Source organism: Methylocapsa sp. S129 (assembly GCF_009765995.1).
Taxonomy (GTDB): domain Bacteria; phylum Pseudomonadota; class Alphaproteobacteria; order Rhizobiales; family Beijerinckiaceae; genus Roseiarcus.
In genome coordinates this window covers 330,433-353,786 of the sequence record NZ_LMUI01000030.1, presented here as the reverse complement: position 1 = coordinate 353,786, position 23,354 = coordinate 330,433, and the positions used below count along the sequence as shown (strand labels likewise).

The window sequence follows — 23,354 nt, the reverse complement described above, 5'->3', positions numbered from 1 at the left end:
GGTGGCGTCGAGGCGGAGGCCGTCAAACGCCCGGTTTCAGCGCAGCGAATTGCTCGACCAGCGCCGCGCGGAAAGCGGCGAGCGCTCGCTCATCGCCGGACAGATGCTGCTGAAGGTAGTAGCGAAACAAGCTGTCGCATAAGAGGTAGAGGCTGAACGCGCTCATTGTCTCCAAGTTCAATCGCTTGAGAAACCGGCCGACGAGCGCGATCAGCGCGTCTTCGATTTCACGAACGACGGAATGAAAGGCTTCGTCGAACAAGGCCTGGGCGCGGATGTCGTACCACAATCGATGAGTGCTCGCATGCTCGGCGATGGCGCCGACAAGCCCGTCGATGAACCCATCGATGACGGCGGCGGGCGAGCCCTCGGACAAAATCGGCGCGTCGAGCAATTCTACGAAATTTTGCTTGTAGAGCTTCACGCAATAGGTGATCAGCTCGACCTTGTCTTCGAAGTAATAATGAAGGACGCCGAGCGAAACGCCCGATTGGCTCGCAATATCGCGCAAGCTGGTGCGCGCATAGCCAAGGACGCCAAGCGTCGAGATCGCGTGTCCGGCGAGTTCGCGCTTCTTATCCGCCCGCTTGCCGGATCGCTTCGTCGCTTTCCCAGGCGATTTCGCCAGCTTGCTCGGCGGGATCGCAAATGAAGTCACGACGCTGGCGGCCGGCGAATGTGCAAAGCGTCTATCCCATCAGAGCGTTCAGGAAGATTTGCGGAATCTTCAGCCAGCTCGGTCGATATTCGAAAGATGTCAGCAGCTTGCCGATAACATGCTGCTTGCGGTTTGTCACGAACCACGGCGGGCGCGGCAGCAGGCTCATCTCGCCGCTGAGCAGGTTGCGCGGATACGGCCTGAACGGGGCCTCCACCACGGTGCGTTCGGGCTTGTCGAACATGAAGGTGTTGTGAACAAAGCCGATTCCGCTCTGCGCGTCGTCAAGCGTGTGGCCGGGAAAAGCGCCCCAGGGCGTCTTGACGAGCAGAAACCCAAGCCCGCTCCAGGCGTTGATGGCGATGCAGCCATAGCGCAGATCGACGAGGATCGCCTCGAATGTCTTGCGGCCGATCTTTCGCATCGTCGCGGGATGGATCAGGATATTGGCGCCAAGCGTGCCGCGCAGCCGCGTGTTGGCGTAGGCGATTGCAGCGCGGAGAAAGGCTTCCGGATCAGTCTCGTCGATGCGTCGCACGCTCATCGCCGGCGCAAACACTTCGTTGGTCTCGAACCACGCATCCCCGTCGCGGACGAAAGGCACGACCACGCATGACGAATCATTGGCAGGCGCGGGATTCGCCGCGTCGTGACCCCGGTCGCTGAAATCGCTCATGCGTCGCGTGGCGCCAGGGTAATAGGGCGCCCGCGGCGGCATCGCCTTGATCGTCGCCTCGATCTTCTGCAGCAGAGGCGCGGTCCCTTCCCAGCGCTCGGGCGCGATCAGCATCTGGCAGGCGATGCAATTGAAGCCCGAATTATGCATCTTCTGCGTGGCGATATGTTCGGCCTGAAACGACAGATCGGCGGCCGACCACGGACCGGGAACCACGATCGTCGGACATACCGCGCCAAGTTCCGATGTGATCGGCCTGCGGTTGCGCGGCGCACCGGCCTGTTTGTTGCGGCGGCCCTCTTCGCCCGGCCCCCAGACGATGACGTCGTGCGAGGCTTCGGCGCCGGTAATATGAATTTCGTCGACGCCTGGATGATTGCAGAGATATTCGCCGGCATCGGCGCCGCCTTTCACGATGCGCAGGGCGCCGCGCGCGATCAAGGGCTTCAAGGCGGCTTCAAGAACGTCGATCAGATAGTCGTTGACCGGGTTCAATTTCAGGATCGTCGCCTGATGCTCGGAAAAGAGCTTCTGGAAGCAGTCGAGCGGCGCGATGGCGGCGATATTGCCCGCGCCAAGCACGAGCGCGACCTTCCCCTCGCGCTTTTCGGGCGGAACATCGTAGGCGCCGGCGGTATGGCTCGCCAGATTGTCCTTCGTCACGCCCGCCTGCATCCAGATCTCGGCCTTGACGCCCGAAAGCAGAAGGCGGTCCCATAGCGAGTTGGGAACCACGGAAACGGCGATCCGTCCATTCGCCAGATCGCGGACCGGGAGGCCTTGCAGGAATGTCTTGTCCTTCATCCCCGACAAGGTCTGGATCAGGGCGTTGCAGCCCGACATCAGGGCGTAGGGCCCGGAAATCCATTCCTCTCCGGCGAGCGGCGAGCCGGCGGGAATCTGTTTCTTGCGCGCCGCCGTCAGCGCCCAGCTTTCCGCGACGTTCATCAACGCCTTCTTGATGTCGGCGAGGATCGATAGGCGCTCTTCGACGCTCGTTCGCGCCCAGGCGTTCTTGTTCGCCTGGAGCTCGGCGATCGCCTGATCGAGATGTCCGAAGGCGAATTGTTCGACGGGTGCGGGCTGGGCCATGGATTCGTCTCCGGTTCAGTGAATCGCCGCGGGCGCGGGCTTGCCTTGAATCATGTCGGCTGCCTTTTCGGCGATCATGATCGTCGGCGCATTGGTGTTGCCGCCGATGAGCGTTGGGAAGACCGACGCGTCGACGACGCGCAGGCCCTCCAGCCCACGCACGCGCAATTGCGGATCGACGACCGCCATCGCGTCGACGCCCATTTTGCAGGTGCCGACGGGATGGTAGATCGTGTCCGCCCGCGCGCGGATATGGCTTTCCCATTCGTCGTCGCTCATGCCGTCCTTCGTGTAGATTTCCTTGTGACGGTATTTGGCCATCGCCGGCGCTTCGAGGATGGCGCGGGTCATTTTCGCGCCCTTCATCAGGACTTGAAGATCTTCAGGGTTCGACAGATAGCGCGGATCGATGCCCGGCGCCGCCATCGGGTCCGCGCTCTCAAGAAAAACCTCGCCGGTCGAGCGCGGCCGAACGACGCAAACGTGACACGAGTAGCCGTAGCCCATGTGTAATTTGCGTACATGGTCGTCGACGATCGAGATGACGAAATGCAACTGGATATCGGGCCGGGAGAGCGCCGGATCGGTCTTCAAAAACGCGCCGACTTCCGCGAAGGGAGTGGCGATCAGGCCGGTTCCGTCTTTGCGCCATTGAAGGATGTGTTTGATCAGATTGACGGTCCCCGCCGCGCCGATGCCGAACAGATCGGTATCCTTCGATTTGTAAGCGAGAGTAAAATCGAGGTGGTCGCGCAGGTTCTGCCCGACGCCGGGAAGTTCGTGCGTCATTGGGATGCCATGGCGCTGGATGTCTTCCAGCCGGCCGACGCCCGATAATTGCAAAAGCTGCGGAGAATTGAACGCGCCGCCGCACAGGATGATCTCGCGATTGGCCTCGACCTCAACCTCCGCGCCGCGCGCGCGATAGCGAACGCTCCTCGCCCGTTTGCGGTCAAACACGATCTTCGTGGCGTGCGCTTTCGTGGCGATCGTCAGATTCGGCCGGTTGGAATTCGGATGCAGATAGGCGGCCGCCGCCGAGCAACGCTCGCCGTTTCTCTCGCGGCTGTGGAACTGGGTCACCTGATAGAGGCCGACGCCTTCTTGCTCGGGCCCGTTGAAGTCATTGTTGGTGCGGAACTGCAGTTCGCTCGCAGCCTGGATAAACGCGTGAGAAATGGGCCGCGGACTCTTCTGGTCCGAGACATGGAGCGGACCAGCAGCGCCGTGCAGCGCATCGGCGCCGCGCTCATTGGCCTCCGAGCGCATGAAATAGGGCAGGACTTCGTCATAGGACCAGCCTTCGCAGCCAAGACTCGCCCAATCGTCATAGTCCGAGCGGTGTCCGCGAACGTAGAGCATCGCATTGATGGCGCTGGAGCCGCCGAGCCCCTTGCCGCGCGGCTGATAGCCTCGGCGTCCGTACAGGCCCGCCTGCGGAACCGTGTTGAAAGCCCAATTGTTGATTTTGGGTCGTCCAGGCAGCATGGCGGCGACGCCGGCGGGCGCGCGGACAAGCCAGCTTTTGCCCTCGCCGCCCGCTTCAAGCAGGCAGACCGTCGCCGATGAATCTTCTGACAGGCGCGCGGCGAGGGTCGAACCGGCGGAGCCGCCGCCCACGATGACATAATCGAACTTCATGGCTTCCTCCCCGTTTCACTTTATTTCGTCTTCTTGATCCATCGCCGCTCTCTGAGGACCGGTTTTGATGGCGAGACTTTGATAGGCGGTCGATGCGTCTTCCGCTCCGACGCCACGCCGATAGTCCGAAGGTTAGGATAATCTGGGCGATTGTCCAGTTCTATTGTCCAAATAGAAATGACCGGACGAAATCGTGGGCGCGTTTGGCGCCGCCGGACGGGGCTTCGGAATGGCCGTCAACTGCGAGGGAGCGTCAGCGACGAAGCAACGGGCGATGGGCGTTCCGTCCCGCTCTATCGCTTGTCCGGCGCCAGGTCGGGCCGGCGCTCTTGGGTGATCCGCACGGCTTGCTCATGCCGCCATTGGGCGATGCGCGCGTGATCGCCGGACAGGAGTATTTCGGGGATCGTGCGCCCCTCCCATTCGCGCGGGCGCGTGTAATGGGGATATTCGAGCAGGCCGGATTCGAAGCTTTCCTGCGCCGCCGATTGCGCTTTGCCCATCACGCCGGGAATAAGCCGGACGCAGGCGTCCAGCACGGCGAGCGCGGCGATTTCGCCGCCCGACAGGATGTAATCGCCGATCGAGACTTCCGTCAGATTCCGCGCCGCAATGACGCGCTCATCGACCCCTTCGAAACGCGCACAGAGAATGACGAGGCCAGGGCCATCAGCCCATTCGCGCGCCATATCCCGCGTCAACGGTTTGCCGCGCGGGCTCATCAGCAGGCGCGGGCGGGCATCGCCGGGATCGAGCGCGGCGTCGAGGCAGGCCGCCAAGACATCGGCGCGCATCACCATGCCCGGGCCGCCGCCGGCCGGCGTATCGTCGACGGCGCGATGGCGTCCGACCCCCTGCGTGCGAATGTCCGATGTCTGGCAGGACCACAGACCGCGCGACAGCGCATCGCCCGCCAGCGAGAGGCCGAGCGGGCCGGGAAACATTTCGGGGAATAGCGTCAGAATCGTCGCCGCGAACATCAGCGTTCCTCCTGGCGAGGTTCGCCTTCGATTTCATGGGGCGGAACGATGATGATGCGTCCCTTGTCAAAATCGACTTCGACTGCGACGGCTTTGGTGAACGGCAGAAGCAGCGTTTCTCCGCCCGCCGCCGGCGCGATTTCAAGAATGTCGCCCGCCCCGAAATTGCGCAAGGCGATGACGCGGCCGAGCATCTCGCCTTCGCGTGTCAAAGCTTCGAGGCCGACGAGATCGTCATGGTAGAATTCGTCGTCCGACGGCGGCGGCAATTGCGCGCGCCGCGCGAAGAGTTCGACGCCCGTCAGCTTTTCCGCTTCTTCGCGGCTGCCCATTCCGGCGAGGCGCACGACGAGCATGTCGTCCTTGAGGAGACGCAGTGCCGCGAACTTGAAAGTTCGCGCGCCCGCCTTGTCTGTGAGATCGCCGTAAGCGCCGATCGCCTTGGGATCCTGCGCATAGGATTTGACGCGCAATTCCCCGCGAACGCCATGCGGCGCGCCGAATATCCCCAGAGGAATGAGGCGGTCGGATGCGGGCAAGAATCGCGTCCTTGCGGTGTAACCCCTTCTCCCGCTTCGCGGGAGAAGGTGGCCCGACGAAGTCGGGTCGGATGAGGGCCTGTCGGCGTGATGACCCTAATACGGATGCGGCGGTTGAGGTCGCGACCAGGGCGGTCGCCCTCATCCGACCTCGCTTCGCGAGGCCACCTTCTCCCGCGAAGCGGGAGAAGGTGATGCCAATTACGCCGCTGGCGCAGCCGCAGCAGCCGCCTTTTCAGCCGCGGCCGTCGCGGCGGCGGTGCGCTCCTGCGCCTTCTTCTTGGGCAGCGCTTTCTGCGGATTGTTCTGCGGCTCGCGCTTGGCGATGCCCAGGCCATCGAGCAGGCGCAGCACGCGATCGGTCGGCTGGGCACCCTTGGCGAGCCAGGCCTTGGCCTTTTCGACGTCGAGCACGAGGCGCAAAGCGTCGTCCTTGGCCTTGACCGGATCGAACGTGCCGATCTTTTCAACGAAGCGGCCGTCGCGCGGCATGCGCGCGTCGGCGACCACGATGCGATAGAACGGGCGCTTCTTGGCGCCGCCGCGCGCGAGACGAATTTTCAGAGACATGTTTTCATTCCTTTCTTGACGAATACGATACAAACTCTTCTCCCCGCGAGCGGGGAGAAGGTGGCCCGAAGGGCCGGATGAGGGGCGGCGCGACGCCGACCATTTGGTCTTGTTCGCGTCTCACCCCTAACGTCACGCCGCCCCTCACCCCAACCCTCTCCCCGCTTTGCGGGGCGAGGGGGCGCGGAGCGACTTCTTCTCAGTTCATTTCTTCTTACCTCCGAATGGATTGAACCCGGGCAGGCCGCCGAGGCCCGGCAGGCGCGGCGCGCCAAGGCCCGGCAGGCTGGGGAATGAAGAGGGGGGATTGAAGGCGCCGGGCGGGGGCGCATCGGGAATGCCGCCGCTTTTGGCGCCGGGCAGGGCGCCGCCCATCTGTTTTTGAAACGCTTCCAATTGTTCGGGCGTTGGCTGCGGCATGCCGCCGCCCATGCCGAACATCTGGCCGAGCTGCGCCATCGGTCCGCGCTTGGCGCCGCCGCCCATCGATTTCATCATGTCCGCCATCTGGCGATGCTGTTTCAGCAGGCGGTTGACCTGCTCGACATTGACGCCCGACCCCGCCGCGATGCGCTTCTTGCGCGAGGCCTTCAACAGGTCGGGATTGCGCCGCTCCCTAGGCGTCATCGAGGAAATGATCGCGCGCTGGCGCCCGATCACCTTGCCGTCGAGATGGGCGGCGGCGACCTGGTCCTTGATCTTGGCCATGCCGGGCAGCATGCTCATGATGCCGCCCATGCCGCCGATGTTCTCGATCTGCGCGAGCTGATCGGAGAGGTCGTTGAGGTCGAACACGCCCTTGCGCATCCGCTCGGCCATTTTAGCCGCCTGCGCCATATCGATATTCTGCGCCGCCTTCTCGACGAGGCTGACGATGTCGCCCATGCCCAGAATGCGGTCGGCGAGGCGCTGGGGATGGAAATCCTCCAGCGCATCCATTTTTTCGCCAACGCCGAGCAGCTTGATCGGCTTGCCGGTGACCGCGCGCATCGATAGCGCCGCGCCGCCGCGCCCGTCGCCGTCGACGCGGGTCAGCACGATGCCGGTGACGCCGACGCGTTCGTTGAAGTTTTTCGCCAGATTGACGGCGTCCTGGCCGGTGAGGGCGTCGGCGACGAGCAGGATTTCATGCGGCCGCGTCGCGTCGCGGATCTCGGCCATTTCGGCCATCAAAGGTTCGTCGATATGGGTGCGCCCCGCCGTGTCGAGCAGCACGACATCATAGCCCTGCAGCCGCGCGACGGTCTCGGCGCGTTTGGCGATTTCGACCGGGCCTTGGCCCGCGACGATCGGCAGCGTGTCGACGCCGATCTGCCGGCCGAGCACCGCGAGCTGTTCCTGCGCCGCCGGCCGCTTCACGTCGAGCGAGGCCATCAGCACCTTGCGCTTCAGGCGCTCGTTGAGCCGCTTGGCGATTTTTGCTGTGGTGGTGGTCTTGCCGGCGCCCTGCAGGCCGACCATCATGATCGCGATCGGCGCCGGCGCGTTGAGATCGATCGCCTGGCTTTCGCCGCCCAGCGTCTCGACTAGCGCGTCATGGACGATTTTCACGACCATCTGGCCGGGCGTGACCGATTTGATCACCGCCGCGCCGATCGCCTTGGTGCGCGCCTTGTCGACGAACGAGCGCACGACTTCGAGCGCGACATCCGCCTCGAGCAAGGCGCGGCGCACTTCGCGCATCGCGGAATTGACGTCCTCTTCCGAGAGGGCGCCGCGGCCGGTCAGCTTATCGAATATGCCGGAGAGCTTTTCCGAAAGGCTCTCGAACATGGGTCGCTCCTGAACTGTCCAACGACAATCGCGCCCGGGGGCGCAACGCGCTGCCGGACGGTGACCGCCAGCCTCAAGGGCTAGGTCGGCTGATCGACGAGGACGAACCTGACGAAGATAGGGGAAGGTGTTTAGGGGAGGGGGAGGGGGAAGTCAAACTTGAGGCCACCATGAGAGTCAGATGGATTTCGCGCCATAAAGCGAGCATGCGATATTATCACTTGCAACCGATCGATATCGTAGCGATAATATCGCTGTGAAGACCATCATCTTCAGTCACGCGGCCGCCAGAGACTTCGACGGACTTTCCAACGACGCCCGCGAGGCTGTGCAGAAGGGATTAGTCCGCTATGCGACGACCGGTGACGGCGATGTGAAATCGCTGTTTGGACGCGCCGGCTTTCGGCTCAGAATTGGAAACTACCGGGTCATTTTTGACGAAGATGCTTCGACCATTCTGGCGATCTATATCGGAAGACGCCAGACAACGACTTACCGGCGCAATTGAGGACGGATGAGATGACCGAACCGCAGATTATCCGTACCCCGTCGGGCGAGGAAATGGTGATCATTCCCCGCGCTGAATACGAGGCGCTGATCGCCGCCGCTCACAATGAAGACGAGGACGACGTCGCTATCTATGACGCGCGCAAGGCGGAGCTCGCGGCCAGTAGGAACGGTTTGCTTCCGCAGCCTGTCACCGAAGCTATGCTCAAGGGCGACAGCTTGCTTCGCGCCTTGCGGCGTTGGCGCGACATCACCCAGTCGGACCTCGCCGCGAAAGCTGGCGTTGGCCAGGGCTACATCTCTGACTTGGAAAACTGCCGTAGAGCTGGCGCACCGGAGACCTTGCATCGACTGGCGCGAGCGCTGGATGTGCCGCTGCAATGGCTCGAATAGCTAAACTGCGACGCCCTCACCCCTTCATTTGCGCCAGTGCCCCCGCTATGTCGCCCATGCCCCAATGTTCTGCGATCAATCCGTCGCTCACGCGGAAAATATCGCATGAGGTGAAGCGCAGCTTTTTGCCCGTCGGCGGCACGCCGAGATAGACGCCCTGGTGCGTGCCCGAATAGACGAAACTCGCGGCGACTTTATCTTCGCTCGCCACCAGCGCTTCGATTGCGACGCTGAGATCGGGCATTCCTTTCAGCCGGCCCGCGAAGAACGCCACCGTGCCCTGTTTCGGCGTCGCTCCCGCCGCGGGCGGCGGCGCGGCGGCGCTCGTCTGGTGGTTCACATAAGCGTCGGAAAACAACGCCGCGAAAGCGTCTATGTCATGGGCGTTGAGCGTGGCGACGAATTGTTCGGCCAGCCGGCGAGCGGGCGGGCTGGCCGTCTGCGCGGCGGCCTGCGTGCTTCCAGCCGCGCCGATGAGCAGGCCGGCCATTACCGTGCGGCGATCCATTTTCGGCTCCCTATCTCAGAGTCAACGAAACAGCGCGAAAAAGACAACGTAAATCCAGCCAAAAATCCCGTCGATGATCGCCCACAGGATCGAATGGTTATTCGTGTAGGAGATCGCAATCGCCAAGGCCGAGCCGAAGCCTACGCCATATTTGGCGCCTTCGACGCGCACGCCGTAATAGCGGCTTCCGTTCATTCTGTTCTCCTCAGAATCGCTTGCGCGCGATGGCGCCGAGATCGACGCGACTTTATCTGAATTTTCAATCCTTGATGAGTTCGGGCCGTCGCCATCGAACGCGGAGGCTGCTTTACCCCTAGATTCTTATATTCTATAACAATCGAACGAAAGACTCGGGAAGCGCGTGCGATCGGCGCGCATGTGGGGCGGGAAGCCTATGGCGCGACAGCGCACGCAAGTCGCCATTGTCGGGGCTGGGCCGGCGGGCCTTCTTCTTGGCCATTTGCTGCATCTGGCCGGCGTCGAGACGGTCATCCTCGAGCGCCAGAGCCGCGCCTATGTCGAGGCGCGCATCCGGGCGGGCGTTCTCGAACAGGGCACGGTCGACCTGCTCGATGAGGCGAATTTGGGCGCGCGCATGCGCCGCGAGGGCCTGCCGCATGGCGGTTTCGATCTCGCCTATGACGGCGTGCGCCATCGCATCGATCTGGCCGAACTGACCGGCGGCAAAAGGGTGATGGTCTATGGCCAGACCGAGCTGACCAAAGACCTTGGCGACGCGCGCGCCGCGGCGGGATCGCCGACGATCTATGAGGCGGCCGATGTTTCGATCCATGGCGCTGATAGCGACGCGCCGATTCTGCGTTACCGCTCGGGCGGCGCGGAACATGAAATCGCCTGCGATTTTATCGCCGCATGCGACGGCTCGCATGGAATCGGCCGGCGTTCGATTCCCGCCGCCGAGCTCAAGACGTTCGAACGCGTCTATCCCTTCGGCTGGCTCGGCATTCTCGCCGAGGTGCCCCCTTGTTCGCATGAACTGATCTATGCCAGGCACGAGCGGGGCTTCGCGCTCGCCAGCATGCGCTCGCCTGCGCGCAGCCGCTATTACATCCAGTGCCCGGTCGACGAGCGGCTGGAGGATTGGCCGGACGAACGCATCTGGGCGGAGCTCAAGCTGCGCCTCGGCCCCGAGGCGGCGGCCGCGATGACGATTGGCCCCTCGATCGAAAAGAGCATCGCGCCCTTGCGCAGCTTCGTCGCCGAGCCGATGCGCTGGGGCCGTCTATTCCTGGCCGGCGACGCCGCCCACATCGTGCCGCCGACGGGCGCCAAAGGGCTCAACCTCGCCGTTTCCGACGTGCGCCTGCTGAGCCGCGCGTGCGTCGCCTTCTACAAATCAGGACAGAGCGCCGGCATTGACGGCTATTCGCAGGCCTGTCTGGCGCGGGTTTGGAAAGCGGTGCGTTTTTCCTGGTGGATGACGCAGCTCATGCACAAATTCGGCGACAACGAGAGTTTCGAGGCGCGCGTCCAGGGCGCGGAACTAAGCTACCTCTTCGGCTCGCGGGCGGCTTCGCAGGCGTTGGCGGAGAATTACGTCGGGCTGCCGTTCTGAGGGCGGGGTCGTCCGTATCGTTGTCTCGCTTTCAGCGCGGCCGCCGGGCGTGAACCTCCGCGATATAGCCGCCTGGAAATCGCACGATAGCGGCGTCGCGATCTTCGGAGCTATAGGGGCCGGCCAGCAGGTCGACGCCCGCCGCCTTCGCCTTGGCGAGCGTGGCGGCGAGGTTTCCGACCTCATAGCCGGTAAGCTCTCGTCCATAGGGCCAGGGAAGATGTCCGTCGGTGACCAGCGCCGTGATCTTTCCGAAGGTCGATTCCAGGCGCACGCGGCGATAGGAATCGCCCGGCCTGCCGATCTCCACGCCCGGCGCCGTCGGATCGTCGGCGACCACGCGGCCGCCTGAGAACGTCGTAAAATCATGGATGAAAGCATCGATCTGATCGCGCGACACATAGACCCGGTTCTCCGGCACGGTCGCCAGCGGCGCGTAGGACGGCGGCGTATTATGCCAATAGATCTGCATATTCACCCCGCCCGGCCAGCGGATGACGACGTCGCGGCCAATGGGGTCGGCAAAGGGCGACACGACAATTTCGGCGCCGGCATGGCGGGCCGAAGCGATCGCGGCGTCCATGTCCGACACGAGATAGCCGGTGCGCTCTTCTCCGAACGGATAGGGGATCGGCGTCTTGAAGCCGAACACCGACAGGAAGCCCGCCGGCGTGAACACCACTTCGGAGATGGTCGAACTCGAAGTTGGCGTGACGTTCACCACAACCGGTTTGCTTGACCCGCCGCCAAAGACGGCGATGAAACTCGCCGCCAAAAGCTCGACCTGGTCGGGCGCGACATAGACGTGCGTCGAATCATATTGCGGTCCGACCGCCACGCTTGCGGGGGCAGAATCAGAGGCTGTCGCGGCCTGGGCGAAGGCCGCCACGGCTGGAAGGAGCGTCGCGAGAGCAAAGACTTTCAGCTTGTGCATTGGCAGGTTCCGGGACGCTTTTGGCGCCAGCGCCAAAATTGCGCTCGCTTGGCTCTTCGCCCTCACGAAGTTGGCGTGGATCCTATCGCGACTTGCCGCGCTCGACGAGGGCGGCCGAGCACCTATCCCAGCCTCGGCCATGTATCGCTGAGCCGATACCCCGCCGGCCACGGGTCCGCTGGGTCAAGCATGTGCTGATGCGTTCCCGTGATCCATGCGCGGCCCGAGATCACCGGCGTGATCGCCGGCCGCCCCGCGACCATCGTCTCCGCCGCGATGCGGCAATCGAACGTCGATCCGATGATCGAGCGCGCGCGATAGAAATCGCCGACCTTCATGCGGCCCCTGGCGTGCAGCGTCGCCATACGCGCGGAGCAGCCGGTGCCGGTCGGCGAGCGGTCGATCTTGCCGGGACGCACGACCACCGCATTGGCGCCCGTCAGGGCGCCGTCTTCTTGCATCAGCGGGCCGGCGAACTGGCAGAACGAGATATGATCCCATTCGGCATTATCAGGATGGACGAAGCCCAATTGCTCGTTGGCCGCCGCAGTGATTTTCATGCCGGCCTCGGCAAGGTCGCGCGCCTCGTCCGGCCGGATGGAAAAGCCCAAGGCGGCCGCATCGACGATGACGAAACTGTCGCCGCCATAGGCGATGTCGACTTTCAGCGCGCCAAAACCCTTCACATCGAGCAGCGCGTCGAGCTTGTCGGCGAAGGAGGGTACGTTCTGCACGCTGATCCGTTCGGCCTTGCCGTCCTTGCATTCGGCGACAATGTCGATCAGGCCGCCCGGCGCCTCCAGCGTCAGATGGGTTTGCGGCTCCCGCATCGGGACAATGCCGCTGTCGAGGAGGACAGTCGCGACGCAGATCGAATTGGAGCCCGACATCGGCGGCGTGTCCTCCGGCTCCATGATGATGAAGCCCATCTGGGCGCGCGGATTCTTGGGCGGCACGAGAAGATTGACATGGCGGAACACGCCGCCGCGCGGCTCGTTGAGCATGAAGTCGCGCAAGGTCTTGTCGCGCGCGATGAAGCGCGACTGCTCCCACAACGTCTCGCCCGGCGGCGGCGCGACGCCGCCGACAATGACGTCGCCGACCTCTCCCTCCGCATGGCAGGAGACGACGTGGATGGTTTTCGTAGACCGCATGATGAGGCTCGCGTGGGAGGGGCGGGGTGCAAGATAGGGCGCGGGCGGGGCGGCGTCACGCGGGCAGCGATGAATTCTTGACCCTAAGCAGGCGGTATGGGACGCGTGGGCTCGATGACGTTAGGGGGTGACGTTCAGCGCCATGAAGACCACGCGATATTTCGACGAGCAGGTCATTCGAAAACGCCCGTATATCAAGCGTGAATGGTGCAAAGTAGCTGTCACCGAGCCGCTTCGTCGCGAGACGCAACCCGACGGGCGCATTCGTCATTGGCTGTTAATTTCCGATACGCCGGACGGGAAACCGCGTATATTGCGGGTCGTTACGCTGGACGATGGGGAAACGATCCACAACGCTTTCTTTGATCGTGACTTCCCCAAGGAATAAGCCATGAAGCTGCACTATTATTCTGAAACCGACAGTCTCTACATCGAACTCTCCAGTCGGCCCGGCGTCGAAACGCGCGAGATCGCCGAAGGTCTGATCGCCGATCTTGATGCACAGGGCGGAGTTGTGGGCCTCGATATCGACCGCGCATCAAGCAAACTCGACCTCACAACGCTGGAAACCATCGCGTTGCCTGTCAAGAGAATGCCGGCGGCTTGACGGGCGGCCGAGACGCGATCCGCCTATCGGCAGACGCCGCTGTGAAGGGCCCCAGACCTCGATCCTGTTACTTTCTGTCCCCCTTTTCTCTTGCGCCCATTGGGCTTAGATAGCGGGCAACGCCATTCCAACCCCTCATGCGCCTCATTGGCGCGGGAGCCATTGATGCCCAAGGCCCGCACGCTCTACGACAAAATCTGGGATGATCATGTCATCGAGACGCAGTCGGAGGGGTCGACCCTTCTTTATATCGACCGCCATCTCGTCCATGAAGTGACCAGTCCGCAGGCTTTCGAGGGCCTGCGCATGGCCGGGCGCAAGGTGCATGCGCCGGAAAAGACGCTCGCCGTCGTCGACCACAACATCCAGACGACCGATCGTTCGGGGGGCATCGAGGATCCGGAAAGCCGCCTGCAAGTCGAGCAGATGGCCGAGAATGCGCGCGAATTCGGCATCGAATATTACAATGAATTCGACGCGCGCCAGGGCGTCGTCCATATCATTGGGCCCGAACAGGGTTTTACGCTGCCGGGCACGACGATCGTCTGCGGCGACAGCCACACCTCCACCCATGGCGCGTTTGGCGCGCTCGCCCATGGCATCGGCACCTCCGAGGTCGAGCATGTGCTCGCCACCCAGACGCTGATCCAGTCCAAGGCCAAGAACATGCGCGTGACGGTCGATGGCGCGCTGGGCGCCGGCGTCACGTCGAAGGACATCATCCTCGCCATCATCGGCGAAATCGGCACGGCGGGCGGCACCGGCCATGTCATCGAATATGCCGGCGAGGCGATCCGCGCTTTGTCGATGGAAGGACGGATGACGGTCTGCAACATGTCGATCGAGGGAGGTGCGCGCGCGGGCATGATCGCGCCCGACGAGAAGACCTTTGACTATCTCAAGGGCCGGCCCAAATCGCCCAAAGGCGAATTGTGGGACCGGGCGGTCGCCTATTGGTCGACGCTGGCGACCGATGAAGGCGCGCATTTCGACCATGAAGTGCGCCTCGACGCCGCGCGCCTGCCCCCGATCGTCTCCTGGGGCACCAGCCCGCAGGACGTCGTTTCGATCGGCGGTCTCGTGCCGCATGTTGAGGACGGCAAGACCGAGCAGAAGCGCGCCTCGATAAAGCGTTCGCTCGAATATATGGGCCTCAACGGCGGCGAGAAGATCACCGATATCGCGATCGACCGCGTGTTCCTGGGGTCCTGCACCAATGGCCGGATCGAGGATTTACGTGCGGCCGCTAAAATCATTGAAGGCCGCCGCGTCGCCGACAGCGTCAAGGCGATGGTCGTGCCGGGCTCCGGCCTGGTCAAGGCGCAGGCCGAGCAGGAAGGGCTCGACGCGATCTTCCGCGCGGCGGGCTTCGAATGGCGCGAGCCCGGCTGCTCGATGTGTCTCGCGATGAACCCGGACAAGCTGGCGCCGGGCGAGCGTTGCGCCTCAACCTCGAACCGCAATTTCGAAGGCCGCCAAGGCTACAAAGGCCGCACCCATCTGGTGTCCCCCGCGATGGCGGCGGCCGCGGCCATCGCCGGACGCTTCGTCGATGTCAGGGAGTGGCGGTGAGCACGCCGCCAAGTTCCCTCCCCCCTTGTGGGGGAGGGTTAGGGAGGGGGGTCGCGCTGAACTATCTGGTTGGGGCGCGAATATTTTCCCGATAGTCCTGCGCGACCCCCCACCCCGGCCCTCCCCCACAAGGGGGGAGGGAGAAACAGCGCCACGCTTTCGCAGGTCAGAGCAGACGATCGGGCCAATGTCATGAAGATCGGCGCGCTGTTCATCGACGAAAGCGATATCGCCGAAAGTTTTGTGCGCGCGTCCGGCCCCGGCGGGCAGAACGTCAATAAGGTCTCGACCGCCGTCGAATTGCGCTTCGACGCGCGCCGCGCGGCTATGCCCGAGGATGTCGGACGGCGCCTCACGCAACTCGCCGGGTCGCGCATGACGAACGACGGCGTGATCGTCATTTTCGCGCAGCGCTTCTCCAGCCAGATCCGCAACCGCGAAGACGCACGCGAGCGGCTCGCCGCGCTGATTCTCAAGGCGCAGGAGACGCCGCGGCCGCGCCGGGCGACGCGGCCGACGCTGGCTTCGAAGACGAGGCGGCTGGAGGCCAAGGGGCGACGTAGCGTGGTCAAGAACCTCCGCAAGAACAGCCCCGAAGATTGAAAGGCCGGTCGCCGCCGCAAGGCAACGCGCTCTGCTGCGCTTTGGCCGCCGAGCGACAAAAAGCGCCCGATCCATCTCTTGCGGGAAAAGCTTTTCCCGATTAAGCTCTTGGCAGCGCCGCGGCGCTTCGCGAGACCGGCAAAGACCGGCTCGAACAGGGAGGAACAGATGGGCGTTTCAAAAACTTTGCGGCGCGGCATTCTCGCGGCGGCCTTGTCTCTGGCCGCGGCGCTGTCGTCGCCTTCATGGGCGGCGGACAGCCTCACCATGTGGGTGCGCGCCAGCGGCGCCAATGCGGCCCAGCATCTGGTGGACCTCTGGAATTCCGGCCATGCCGATAAGATCGCGCTGACCGTCATCCCCGACAATCAGGTCGTCTCGAAACTCGCCATCGGCGTGCAGTCGGGCGATGTGCCCGACGTCATCTCTTTCGATCTCATCTACATGCCGGATTTCATGCGCGCCGGCCTCCTCACCGACATCACCGATTCCATGAAGGGCGATCCCAATTTCGCGAAAGTCGCGCCGGCCTACGCCCATCTGGCGACCTATAAGGATCGTCTCTATGGAACCGGCTTCACGCCGGACGTTTCGATCCTGATCTATAACAAGGATCTTTTCCGCAAGGCGGGGCTCGATCCCGACAAGGCCCCGACGTCGCTCCAGCAGATTCACGACGACGCCAAGAAGATCAGAGCGCTCGGCCCGGACATCTACGGCTTCTATTTCTCCGGCTCCTGCCCCGGCTGCAATATTTTCACGACATCGCCGATGATGGTGGCGTCGGGCGCCAAAATCCTGCCGGCGAACGGCGACGAAGAGCCACTGGCGGGAACCGGCGTGAAGGAAGTCCTGCAGCTCTTCCGCGATATGTGGAGCGAGGGCCTCATCCCGAAGAGCGCCCAGACCGACAATGGCGCGAATTTCGCCGCGACTTTCAAGACCGGCAAGATCGGCATCCAGGGCTCCGGCGGCTTCATCATCTCCGATCTGAAGAAGGATGCGCCCAATCTCGATTTCGGCCTCGCTTTCCTGCCTGGCGTCAAGGAGGGGCAGGCGTCCGCTTTTGTCGGCGGCGATGTCGTCGCCATCCCCAAGGGAAGCAAGCATAGCGATATCGCCTTGGCGTTCATCAAATGGGAGCTGACCGACGAAGCGCAATTGGAAGGCCTCGCCAAGAACAATATTCTGCCGTCCCGGATCGATCTGGCCGCCAACAAATATTTCCAGGCCGACCCGCGCATCGTCACGACCGCCAAAGCCATTGGCATCGGCTATGTGCCCTGGGTGTTCCACTTCAACGATATGGTCAACAGCGATTCCTCGCCCTGGATTCAGATGATCCAGACCGCCGTCTTCGACGGCAAGGTCGATGAGGCGATCGCGGCGGCGAAGGCCAAGATGAAGGAAATCGCCGACGAATGAACAAGCCTCAGAGCCGGCGAGCCTCATATCGGCTCGCCGGCGTCCACATCCAGCCCAACAGATTACGGAACAAGACATGATCGCAACGCGCCGCGGCGCCATGGGTCTTCTCTACGCGGCGCCCGCCGTCGCTTTTGTCGCGTTCTTCGTCGTCTATCCCATGCTGGACTTGATCCGCATGTCTCTGACGAACGCCTCGCTGCTGGGCGGCGGCGAATTCATCGGGATGAAGAATTACGTCAAGGCCGCCGGCGATGCGACATTCTGGCATGCGCTGGCGTTCACGGCAGAATATACGCTGTTCATCACGCCGATCCTGATCGGCGCGGGCTTTCTGCTCGCGCTCCTGGCGGTCGCGCCGCCGCGCATCGCGAAACTCACGCGGGCGGTCGTGTTCATGCCGGTCGTCATCGGCCTTGGCAGTTCGAGCCTGTTGTGGGTCTGGTTGTTCGACGAGCAGGTCGGCCTGATCAACAAGCTGCTGCAGGATCTCGGGCTGATCGGCCAGCCGATGGTCTGGTTCGCCGACGCGACGCTTGGCCTGTGGGCCGTCATCCTCTCGATCGTCTGGAAGGTCGTCGGCTACGGCATGATCCTGCTGGTCGCCGGCATCCAGTCGATCGGCGCCGACATATTCGAAGCCGCGATGCTCGACGGCGCCAGCTACTGGCAGAGGGTGGTCAGGATCACGCTGCCGTTGACAGTGCGCACGATCGCGCTGACGACCCTGGTCAGCGCGATCGGATCGATGCTCGCTTTCGACCAGTTCTACATCATGACGTCGGGCGGCCCGAAGAGCGAAACCTTCACTTCGGTCTATTGGATCTATCAAAACTCTTTCATCTATTTCAAGCAGGGGTACGGCGCGACGCTTTCGATCCTGCTGATGGCGATCATCTTCATCGCCTCGACCGCGCAGCTTCTGCTGATGCGCCGCGGCGCCGGGACATGAGCGCGTCGCCGCGATCCATGCACGGCGCCGGTCCAGCGCGCCTGGCGCCGAGATTGTCCGGCAGGGGTTCACTACGCCCCACTCTTCGTCGGGCCTTCGCTAGCCCTCGCCTCTATCTCTTCAGCGCGCTCTGCATCGTCATCATGGCGTTGATGCTGTTTCCCATTGTGATGTCGCTGCTGGCCTCGCTCAAGACGAGCGCGGAGGCCTCCGCCGTCCCGCCGCACTATTTTCCTTCCGCGATCAGTTTCGAGAATTATGCGCGGGTCTTTCATTATCAGGCGGGATTGCCGACCTATCTGTTCAACAGCCTCGCCGTCGCGTTTATGACCATCGCTTTATGCCTACTCCTCGCGGTGCCGGCGGGCTATGGCCTCGCCTGCTTTCCGGTTCCCGCCAAGGAAGCGATCTTTCTCGTTCTGCTCCTCAGTCTCATGGCGCCCTATCAGGCGTTGCTGACGCCGCTGCACCGGTTGTTCACGAGTTTGGGACTCGCCAACACCTATCTTGGCCTCGCGATCGTTCACACGGTGCTGCAACTGCCCTTCAGCGTCTATCTCATGCGCAACAGCTTCGAAGCCGTGCCGAAGGAATTGGCGGAAGCGGCTGTTATGGACGGCGCCAAAAGTTTCCAGGCGCTCTGGTGGATATTCCTGCCGGCGTCCTTGCCCTCGCTCGTCACGCTGACTCTGTTCGCCTTCATCACATCGTGGAACGAATTCATCGCGGCCCTCATCTTCATGAACAGGGAGACGGGGTTCACGATGCCGGTCATGCTGGTCGGCGTGCGGCAGGGCCATTTCGGCGCCGTCGATTGGGGCGCGGTCCAGGCTGGCGTCATCATTTCGATCCTGCCCTGCCTGCTGATCTATCTGCTGTTGCAGAAATATTACGTTTCCGGCTTCCTGAACGGCGCGATCAAATGAGCGAAGACGACAAGGCGCGTCCGACGCGGGATTTTGGCGAGACGCGCAAGCGCGCAGCGGGCCAGCAGACGACCATCCACGATGTCGCCCGCCTCGCCGCCGTCAGTATCGGCACCGTATCGAAAGCGCTTAATCGCGGCGGCCGGCTGAAGCCTGAGACGCGCGAACGCGTCATCGCGGCGGCCAAGCAACTCAGCTTTCGGCCCAACGATCTCGCCCAGAGCCTGCATCGCGGCCACAGCCTCACGGTCGGGCTCATCTCAAAAGACAATTTCGGCCGCTTCGCCATGCCGATCATGGAAGGGCTGGAGGAATGCATGGCCGACCGGAGCATGGCGGTGTTCATGTGCAATGCGACCGATGATCCCGAGCGGGAATCCCATCACGTGCGGTCGCTGCTGGGCAAACGCGTCGACGGCATTGTCGTGACGGCGCGGCGCGCCGATCGGCGCCCGCCTCTTGAAGTGGCCGCTTCCGGGCCGCCGGTCATCTATGTCTTCTCGCAAACCGATGATCCCGATGCTTTGTGCCTGTTGCCCGACGACGAGGGCGGTTCTTTCATGGCGACCGAACATCTCGTGAAATTGGGACGGCGCCGGATCGCCCATGTCACCGGGCCGGAGAATTTCGAAGCGGTTCAACTTCGCCGCCGCGGCTATCGCGCGGCGTTGCAAGCGGCCGGCCTATCGGCGCCGGACGCCCATTGCCTGACGGGCGCCTGGTCGGAGGCCTGGGGCCGGCAGGCTCTGGCCTCGCTGTTCGACGATGCGGATAACGCGCCCGACGGAATCGTCTGCGGCAATGACCAGATCGCGCGCGGAATCGCCGACGGCTTGCGCGAACGCGGCGTCGATGCGCCGGCGGCCGTTTCGATCGTCGGCTTCGACAATTGGCAGATTCTGGCCGAAGCGACGCGCCCCGCGCTGACGACCATCGACATGAACTTGAAGGAACTGGGCCGCGAAGCGGGGCGCCGGCTGATGGAAATGATCGCCGGCGCCAGCATGAAGGGCGTGCGGCGGCTGCCGTGCAGCCTGATCGTACGCGATTCCTGCGGCGGCCGCGCCAAATCATAGATCAGCTAAGGGAAACAGCGACGATGCGACGATATACGCCAGTACGATTTGCCGATGTCGATTTCGGTCAGGGGTTCTGGCACGAGAGGTTGGAGACCGTGCTCACGCGCACGATCCCCAGCCAATATGAGCAGCTTGGGAGCCATGGCATTCTCGAATCGCTCAAGGCGCCAAAGCCGGCGCCGGCGCTGCGCATTCCGATCAGCAATCACGGCATGTCGACGCAGGTGTTCTGGGATTCGGACGTCGGCAAATGGATCGAGGCGGCGAGCTACGCCTTGTCGCATCGCCGCGACGCCGTCATCGAGGCGCGGATCGAAGAGATCACGGACTGGCTTGCGCAAACCCAGCTTCCCGACGGCTATCTCAACTGCTGGTATATCGGTCGCGAGATCGACAAGCGTTGGACGAACTTGCGCGACCGGCATGAACTCTATTGCGCGGGTCACATGATCGAGGGCGCGGTCGCTTATTTCCAGGCGACCGGCCGGCGGCGGCTGCTCGATATTTTCTGCCGCTACGTCGATCACATCGCCGCTGTTTTCGGCCCCGGCCCCGGCCAGAAGCGCGGCTATTGCGGCCATCCGGAGATCGAACTCGCGCTGATCAAACTGCACCATGTCACGGGCGACCGCGCCCATCTTGATCTCGCCGCCTATTTCGTCGACGAGCGCGGCAATCAGAACCCACAATATTTCGACGTCGAGGCTCTGGCGCGCGGCGACGATCCCAAGAAATACTGGTTCAGCACCCATGAATACAGCCAGTCCCATAAGCCGGTGCGCGAGCAGGACAAGGCGGTCGGCCATGCCGTCCGCGCGCTCTATCTCTATGCCGCGATGGCCGATCTGGCGTCCGATCTCGGCGACGAATCCTTGAAGAAAGCTTGCGAGTCGCTGTGGCGCGACGTGACGACGAAGCGCATGTACGTCACCGCCGGCGTCGGTCCATCAGCCTCGAACGAGGGCTTCACTAGGGATTATGACCTGCCCAACGACACCGCCTATGCCGAGACATGCGCTTCGGTCGCGCTGATCTTCTGGGCGCAAAGAATGCTCAATATCGACTGCGACGGCGCCTATGCCGATATCCTCGAACTCGCGCTCTATAATGGCGCGCTGTCCGGCCTATCGCGTGATGGCGTGCGTTATTTCTATCAGAATCCGCTGGAGAGCGACGGCGCTCATACGCGTTGGGAATGGCATCCCTGTCCCTGCTGCACGATGAATGTCGCGCGCCTCGTCGCCTCGGTCGGCGGCTATTTCTATTCGACGGGGGAGGGCGCGCTCGCGGTCCATCTCTATGGAACCAATAGCGCGCAAATGACGGTCGACGGCCGCCGCGTCGGAATCAGCCAGCAGGCCGACTATCCCTGGTCAGGCAAGGCGACGATTGAGGTGGCCCCGGAGGAGCCCGCCGCATTCACCCTAAAGCTTCGCATCCCCGGCTGGGCGCGATCCCATAGCATTGCCGTCAATGGCGTCCCGCTCGCCAATCTGACGACGAGCCACGGCTATGCAGAGGTTCGACGCGAGTGGCGCAAGGGCGATTCTGTCGAACTCATTCTGCCGATGCCGATCGAAAAGTTCTACGCCAATCCGAACGTTCGCGCCGATGTCGGGCGCGTCGGCCTGCGGCGCGGCCCGCTGATCTATTGCGTCGAAGAAATCGACAATCCGTCGACCCCAGTTCCTCTGCTGCGCCTGCCCAAAACGGCGCAAGCGGGCGCTGAGTTCCGGCCTGAGCTTTTCGACGGGGTCGTCGCGGTCGTCGCCGAAGCGGAAGTCGTCAAAGACAGCGCGGACGACAGCGCGTTATACCAGGCGCAACCCTTCCCGCGCGAAAGCGCTCGGCTGACCGCCGTCCCCTATTACATCTGGAACAATCGCGGACCCAATCGCATGGCGGTGTGGCTGCCGGAGACGTAGCGGCGGAAATGGCCGCATGGCGCCCGGCGCCCGCTCGCGGGTCGGCTACCCTCTCCTCTATCCGCTGGTCCCACCTAGCCGATGGCGCAGTCCGAGGATCATCGGAACCGTTGCGAGCGCGGTCAGGCCCGCCGCGATCACGCCGACGGTCTGGCCGGCATGGTCGGCGAGCGCTCCATAGGCGATCGGCGCCAAGGCGCCGGAGCCAATGACGCCGGTGTAGAAAATGGCGAAGGCGCGGCCGGAATCACCCTTCGGCGCTAGTTCCGGCACGGTCCCGTAGAGCACCGACGAGGTGCCGTTGAGGACGATTCCGAGAAGGGGAAGGAGGACCATGGTCGGCCCGAGCGACAGCGGCAGGCTTGCAATGATCAGGCAAGCGGTCACCGCTTCCGTCGCGATCACGCTCCAGACGACGCCAAGCCGGCCGCCGAGCCATCCGCAAGCCGCCTTCCCGAGCGCGCCGCCGATGAACAGCGCGGCGAGGCCGAACCCGACGCTCGCCTGCCCGCCTCCCTTCGCATGGAGCAGGAATGGCAGGAACAGGAGATAGCCCATCCGCGTGGCCGTATCGAGCGCCCCGACCATCAGCAGCAGAGCAAAGCCGGAGCCGCCGCCGGTTCGAGCGCGATGGCGCTCCTCGGCGGGCGCCTCGTAGGCTTGTCGCGGCAGCACCGGCAGCAGCGCGAGCGCAACGAGCAACCCAATGAGCGCCATCAAGCCGACAGCCGGCCGCCATGCCATCGTTGTCACCAGCAGCGCGACGAGGGCCGGAAATATCGCCTTTCCAAGATCTCCGGCAAAATTGTAAATGCCGAGCGGCGCCCGCGCAGCGCTTCCATACGCCTGCGTCACCAGGACCGAGCCGCGCGGATGCTGCACGCTCGATCCGACGCCTGCGAGGACCAACCCGACGCAAAGGCCCGTGAAGCTGTGAGAAAGAGCCATCGTCAGGAAACCGCTTGCGGCGACGACGGTGGCGCAGACCAGCGCGACGCGTGATCCCAGCGGTCTGATCAGCCGGTCGCCTGGTATCTGCAGGCCTCCCATGGTCCCGGAATAGAGGCAGCGAACCGCGGCGAGTCCCGAATAGGAAAGGCCGAACTCCGTCTGCCAGAGCGGTAACAGCACATAGAGCAGGTCCGTGTATCCGTCGTGCAGCGTATGCGCGATGCAGGCGCCAAGTAGGCTGCGGCCTTGCGCGGACGTCCACCCGCGCAAGGCCTTTCCAAGGCGGGGTTCGGCGATTGCGGCCTGCATTCCT

General features: G+C 63.4%; 24 protein-coding genes. 12 read left to right on the top strand and 12 right to left on the bottom strand.

Translation table 11 applies throughout. The features are described 5' to 3' along the window. Window positions 1-22: 22 nt before the first annotated feature. The 7 genes from GSQ90_RS19275 to ffh all read right to left on the bottom strand — a co-directional run bounded on the left by GSQ90_RS19275 (window position 23) and on the right by ffh (window position 7,929). Window positions 23-658: a TetR/AcrR family transcriptional regulator gene (locus GSQ90_RS19275; RefSeq protein WP_158816502.1), complete on the bottom strand. Its 636-nt coding sequence runs from the start codon at window positions 656-658 to the stop codon at window positions 23-25. A 31-nt stretch (window positions 659-689) separates the two neighbouring features. Beyond that, window positions 690-2,426, bottom strand: coding sequence for an aldehyde dehydrogenase family protein (locus GSQ90_RS19270; RefSeq protein ID WP_158816501.1), 1,737 nt, complete (start codon window positions 2,424-2,426; stop codon window positions 690-692). A gap of 15 nt (window positions 2,427-2,441) precedes the next feature. Then, the gene (locus tag GSQ90_RS19265) at window positions 2,442-4,067 is read right to left on the bottom strand and encodes a GMC family oxidoreductase (protein ID WP_158816500.1); all 1,626 of its coding nucleotides are present in this window, start codon (window positions 4,065-4,067) and stop codon (window positions 2,442-2,444) included. A gap of 293 nt (window positions 4,068-4,360) precedes the next feature. Further along, the gene (gene trmD, locus GSQ90_RS19260) at window positions 4,361-5,047 is read right to left on the bottom strand and encodes a tRNA (guanosine(37)-N1)-methyltransferase TrmD (RefSeq protein ID WP_158816499.1); all 687 of its coding nucleotides are present in this window, start codon (window positions 5,045-5,047) and stop codon (window positions 4,361-4,363) included. Next, entirely contained in the window at window positions 5,047-5,586 is a 540-nt protein-coding gene (gene rimM, locus GSQ90_RS19255; RefSeq protein ID WP_246731667.1) for a ribosome maturation factor RimM, read from the bottom strand. The genes trmD and rimM overlap by 1 nt, the downstream gene beginning before the upstream one ends. Before the next feature lie 201 nt (window positions 5,587-5,787). Beyond that, a complete protein-coding gene (gene rpsP, locus GSQ90_RS19250; protein WP_158816498.1) occupies window positions 5,788-6,156 on the bottom strand; it encodes a 30S ribosomal protein S16 in 369 nt (122 codons plus the stop codon). A 204-nt stretch (window positions 6,157-6,360) separates the two neighbouring features. Then, window positions 6,361-7,929 carry a signal recognition particle protein gene (gene ffh, locus GSQ90_RS19245; protein ID WP_158816497.1) on the bottom strand — a complete coding sequence of 523 codons (1,569 nt, stop codon included), beginning with the start codon at window positions 7,927-7,929 and terminating at the stop codon, window positions 6,361-6,363. A gap of 256 nt (window positions 7,930-8,185) precedes the next feature. Between ffh and GSQ90_RS19240 the strand changes: the two genes are divergently transcribed. Further along, window positions 8,186-8,437 carry a type II toxin-antitoxin system RelE/ParE family toxin gene (locus GSQ90_RS19240; RefSeq protein WP_158816496.1) on the top strand — a complete coding sequence of 84 codons (252 nt, stop codon included), beginning with the start codon at window positions 8,186-8,188 and terminating at the stop codon, window positions 8,435-8,437. An 11-nt stretch (window positions 8,438-8,448) separates the two neighbouring features. Then, window positions 8,449-8,829, top strand: coding sequence for a helix-turn-helix domain-containing protein (locus GSQ90_RS19235; RefSeq protein ID WP_158816495.1), 381 nt, complete (start codon window positions 8,449-8,451; stop codon window positions 8,827-8,829). Between the two features lie 16 nt (window positions 8,830-8,845). Here the strand turns inward: GSQ90_RS19235 and GSQ90_RS19230 are convergent, their stop codons facing one another. Further along, window positions 8,846-9,337, bottom strand: coding sequence for an ester cyclase (locus tag GSQ90_RS19230; protein WP_158816494.1), 492 nt, complete (start codon window positions 9,335-9,337; stop codon window positions 8,846-8,848). Between the two features lie 21 nt (window positions 9,338-9,358). Then, entirely contained in the window at window positions 9,359-9,532 is a 174-nt protein-coding gene (locus GSQ90_RS32015) for a hypothetical protein (RefSeq protein WP_174247502.1), read from the bottom strand. Between the two features lie 199 nt (window positions 9,533-9,731). Between GSQ90_RS32015 and pobA the strand changes: the two genes are divergently transcribed. Further along, complete coding sequence (pobA, locus tag GSQ90_RS19225) at window positions 9,732-10,913, top strand: 4-hydroxybenzoate 3-monooxygenase (protein ID WP_158816493.1); 1,182 nt, start codon at window positions 9,732-9,734, stop codon at window positions 10,911-10,913. A 31-nt stretch (window positions 10,914-10,944) separates the two neighbouring features. Here pobA and GSQ90_RS19220 read toward each other — a convergent pair whose 3' ends face one another. After that, on the bottom strand, window positions 10,945-11,847 hold the full coding sequence (locus GSQ90_RS19220) for a glyoxalase (protein WP_158816492.1): 903 nt from the start codon (window positions 11,845-11,847) through the stop codon (window positions 10,945-10,947). A gap of 122 nt (window positions 11,848-11,969) precedes the next feature. Then, window positions 11,970-13,001, bottom strand: coding sequence for a proline racemase family protein (locus GSQ90_RS19215; protein WP_158816491.1), 1,032 nt, complete (start codon window positions 12,999-13,001; stop codon window positions 11,970-11,972). Between the two features lie 127 nt (window positions 13,002-13,128). Between GSQ90_RS19215 and GSQ90_RS19210 the strand changes: the two genes are divergently transcribed. From GSQ90_RS19210 to GSQ90_RS19170, 9 genes are all read left to right on the top strand, one after another. Next, entirely contained in the window at window positions 13,129-13,389 is a 261-nt protein-coding gene (locus tag GSQ90_RS19210) for a hypothetical protein (RefSeq protein WP_246731666.1), read from the top strand. A 3-nt stretch (window positions 13,390-13,392) separates the two neighbouring features. Beyond that, window positions 13,393-13,608, top strand: coding sequence for a DUF2283 domain-containing protein (locus GSQ90_RS19205; RefSeq protein ID WP_158816490.1), 216 nt, complete (start codon window positions 13,393-13,395; stop codon window positions 13,606-13,608). 165 nt (window positions 13,609-13,773) lie between these two features. Then, a complete protein-coding gene (gene leuC / locus GSQ90_RS19200; RefSeq protein WP_158816489.1) occupies window positions 13,774-15,180 on the top strand; it encodes a 3-isopropylmalate dehydratase large subunit in 1,407 nt (468 codons plus the stop codon). A 192-nt stretch (window positions 15,181-15,372) separates the two neighbouring features. Then, on the top strand, window positions 15,373-15,783 hold the full coding sequence (gene arfB, locus GSQ90_RS19195; RefSeq protein WP_158816488.1) for an alternative ribosome rescue aminoacyl-tRNA hydrolase ArfB: 411 nt from the start codon (window positions 15,373-15,375) through the stop codon (window positions 15,781-15,783). 168 nt (window positions 15,784-15,951) lie between these two features. Then, window positions 15,952-17,208 carry a sugar ABC transporter substrate-binding protein gene (locus GSQ90_RS19190; protein ID WP_158816487.1) on the top strand — a complete coding sequence of 419 codons (1,257 nt, stop codon included), beginning with the start codon at window positions 15,952-15,954 and terminating at the stop codon, window positions 17,206-17,208. A gap of 76 nt (window positions 17,209-17,284) precedes the next feature. Next, window positions 17,285-18,160 carry a carbohydrate ABC transporter permease gene (locus GSQ90_RS19185; RefSeq protein ID WP_158816486.1) on the top strand — a complete coding sequence of 292 codons (876 nt, stop codon included), beginning with the start codon at window positions 17,285-17,287 and terminating at the stop codon, window positions 18,158-18,160. Beyond that, on the top strand, window positions 18,157-19,086 hold the full coding sequence (locus tag GSQ90_RS19180; RefSeq protein WP_158816485.1) for a carbohydrate ABC transporter permease: 930 nt from the start codon (window positions 18,157-18,159) through the stop codon (window positions 19,084-19,086). The genes GSQ90_RS19185 and GSQ90_RS19180 overlap by 4 nt, the downstream gene beginning before the upstream one ends. Further along, window positions 19,083-20,162 (top strand): LacI family DNA-binding transcriptional regulator, encoded by a 1,080-nt coding sequence (locus tag GSQ90_RS19175; protein ID WP_158816484.1) that lies wholly within the window; start codon window positions 19,083-19,085, stop codon window positions 20,160-20,162. Before GSQ90_RS19180 ends, GSQ90_RS19175 begins: the two co-directional genes overlap by 4 nt. Window positions 20,163-20,185: 23 nt before the next feature. Beyond that, the gene (locus GSQ90_RS19170) at window positions 20,186-22,090 is read left to right on the top strand and encodes a glycoside hydrolase family 127 protein (RefSeq protein WP_158816483.1); all 1,905 of its coding nucleotides are present in this window, start codon (window positions 20,186-20,188) and stop codon (window positions 22,088-22,090) included. A gap of 57 nt (window positions 22,091-22,147) precedes the next feature. Here the strand turns inward: GSQ90_RS19170 and GSQ90_RS19165 are convergent, their stop codons facing one another. Continuing rightward, window positions 22,148-23,350, bottom strand: coding sequence for an MFS transporter (locus GSQ90_RS19165; RefSeq protein ID WP_158816482.1), 1,203 nt, complete (start codon window positions 23,348-23,350; stop codon window positions 22,148-22,150). Between the last annotated feature and the right edge of the window lie 4 nt (window positions 23,351-23,354).